The 3,202-nt window shown below is 45.5% G+C and carries 1 rRNA gene; it reads right to left on the reverse strand.

Annotation, left to right across the window (positions count from 1 at the left end):
• Positions 1-267: 267 nt before the first annotated feature.
• A 23S ribosomal RNA gene (locus VJI77_RS07355) occupies positions 268-3,169 on the reverse strand.
• Between the last annotated feature and the right edge of the window lie 33 nt (positions 3,170-3,202).

Consider the following 3,202-nt stretch of genomic DNA (forward strand, 5'->3'; position numbering starts at 1 on the left):
TAGCCATCACAGCCATACTTGTTTATTTACTTTTCTTTGCCGTTAAGCTCTGAGCTTTCACTGTCGAAACTTACCATTTGTTTCACAAATGGAGTTTCTTAGTATCTGACCTACGACGCAATCATAGATTGCTGTTAGGTCATGAACTTCTGTGTTCGAGATGGGAACAGAGTAGCCTCTTAAGCCTTACAGCCATACTTGTTTACTTTTTCTTTTTCTTTCAATATATTTCTGTTTAAAACCCTTACAACTAAAGAGTATATATTTCTGGTCAAGCTTTCGATTTATTAGTATCAGTTAGCTTTGATGTTGCCACCTTTACACCTCTGACCTATCTACGACATTTTCTGTATCGAATCTCTCTTGCATTGCTGCAACAGGAAATCTCATCTTGAGGGGGGCTTCGTGCTTAGATGCCTTCAGCACTTATCCCTTCCAGACTTAGCTATTCAGCATTACCATTGGCATGATAACTGATACACCAGCGGTCTGTCCATCCCGGTCCTCTCGTACTAAGGACAGCTCCTCTCAAATTTCCTTCGCCCACGATGGATAGGGACCGAACTGTCTCACGACGTTCTGAACCCAGCTCGCGTGCCTCTTTAATGGGCGAACAGCCCAACCCTTGGGACCTACTCCAGCCCCAGGATGAGACGAGCCGACATCGAGGTGCCAAACCTCCCCGTCGATGTGAACTCTTGGGGGAGATAAGCCTGTTATCCCCGGGGTAGCTTTTATCCGTTGAGCGATGGCCCTTCCACTCGGTACCACCGGATCACTAAGTCCTAGTTTCCTATCTGCTCCACTTGTTGGTGTCGCAGTTAAGCTCCCTTTTGCCTTTGCACTCTTTGAATGATTTCCATCCATTCTGAGGGAACCTTTGAACGCCTCCGTTACTCTTTAGGAGGCGACCGCCCCAGTCAAACTGCCCAACTGACAGTGTCCTTATACTCGCTTCAGAGTATCAAGTTAGAAATTTAGTATCAAAAGAGTGGTATCCCAACAGTGACTCCACGAAAACTGGCGCTCTCGTTTCATAGTCTCCCACCTATCCTGTACATTTAATACCAAATTCCAATGCCAGCCTACAGTAAAGCTCCACGGGGTCTTTCCGTCCTATCGTGGGTAAGTCGCATCTTCACGACTACTACAATTTCACCGGATCCTTTGTTGAGACAGTGCCCAAATCATTACACCTTTCGTGCGGGTCGGAACTTACCCGACAAGGAATTTCGCTACCTTAGGACCGTTATAGTTACGGCCGCCGTTTACTGGGGCTTAAGTTCTATGCTTCGATTGCTCTAACATTTCCCCTTAACCTTCCAGCACCGGGCAGGTGTCAGCCCCTATACTTCATCTTTCGATTTAGCAGAGACTTGTGTTTTTGGTAAACAGTTGCTTGGGCCTATTCTCTGCGACCACTCTATGCTCCATACGCAAGTATCTCACATCTAATGGTACCCCTTCTCCCGAAGTTACGGGGTCATTTTGCCGAGTTCCTTAACAAAGGTTCTTCCGCGCGTCTTAGGATTCTCTCCTTGCCTACCTGTGTCGGTTTTGGTACGGGTATCTTCTCACTCAATAGTACCTTTTCTTGGCAGTTTGGAATCTGTTGCTTCACTACTTATTTTTCGCTCCCCATCACATCTCGATATTAAGAATAGGGATTTGCCTCTATTCTCTACCTACTTGCTTAGACGTGCTCTACCATTCACACGCTCAACATATCCTCCTGCGTCAGTACTTCTCTCAAACATTCAAAGATAGTACAGGAATCTCAACCTGTTGTCCATCGCTTACGCTTTTCAGCCTGGGCTTAGGTCCCGACTTACCCTGAGAGGACGAGCCTTCCTCAGGAATCCTTAGGCTTTCGACGGGAGGGATTCTCACCCTCCTTTTCGCTACTCATGCCAGCATTCTCTCTTCTGTAAAGTCCACTTCGTCTTCCAACTTAGCTTCACCCCTTACACAATGCTCCTCTACCACTAATTTTATTAGTCCACAGCTTCGGTATTAGATTTTAGCCCCGTTCATTTTCGGCGCTCTACCACTTGACCAGTGAGCTATTACGCACTCTTTAAATGTATGGCTGCTTCTAAGCCAACATCCTGGTTGTCTAAGTAGTAAAACATCCTTTACCACTTAATCTATATTTAGGGACCTTAGCTGGTGGTCTGGGCTCTTTCCCTTTTGACTATGAAGCTTATCCCACATAGTCTGACTCCCAATCATCATTTATCAGGTATTCGCAGTTTGATAACTTTCGGTAATGTCTAACACCCCTACGGTATTCAGTGCTCTACCCCCTGTAAACTAAATTGAGGCTAGCCCTAAAGCTATTTCGAGGAGAACCAGCTATCTCCAAGTTCGATTGGCTTTTCACCCCTATCCACAAGTCATCCGATAGCTTTTAAACGCTACCCGGTTCGGTCCTCCATGAAATTTTACTTTCACTTCAACCTGCTCATGGATAGATCACCTGGTTTCGGGTCTATGGCATACGACTTATTTCGCCCTATTCAGACTCGGTTTCCCTACGGCTCCGTAACTTCATTACTTAACCTTGCCGCACACCATAACTCGCTGGCCCGTTCTACAAAAAGTACGATATCATCTCTCTATAAGACTCTATCTGCTTGTAGGCATAAGGTTTCAGGTTCTATTTCACTCCCCTCCCGGGGTTCTTTTCACCTTTCCCTCACGGTACTATTCTCTATCGGTCACTGAGTAGTATTTAGCCTTAGGGGGTGGTCCCCCCATATTCACACAGGATTTCTCGTGTCCCATGCTACTCTTTCTAAGTCAGAATTAGTCTGATTTCGTTTACAAGACTTTCACTTTCTTCGGTTGATCTTCCCAGACCATTCAACTATCTTTCTTCTTCCTTAACTTAATTTGGGCTCTTTCCATTTCGCTCGCCGCTACTTTGAAAATCGAATTTTTTCTTTCTTTTCGTCTGGCTACTTAGATGTTTCAGTTCACCAACTTTTCCCTCTTGTTGCTATGTATTCACAACAAGATACTTGAGGTTTGCTCAAGTGGGTTTCCCCATTCGGACATTCCCGGATCACAGGATATTTGCTCCTCCCCGAGACTTTTCGCAGCTTGTCACGTCCTTCTTCGGCTCTCAGTGCCAAGGCATTCACCTTATGCCCTTGGTCGCTTGACCAGAAATATATTTCTCTTTAATTGTCAGGTTTCT

The organism is Parvimonas sp. D2 (assembly GCF_035282635.1).
Taxonomy (GTDB): Bacteria; Bacillota; Clostridia; order Tissierellales; family Peptoniphilaceae; genus Parvimonas.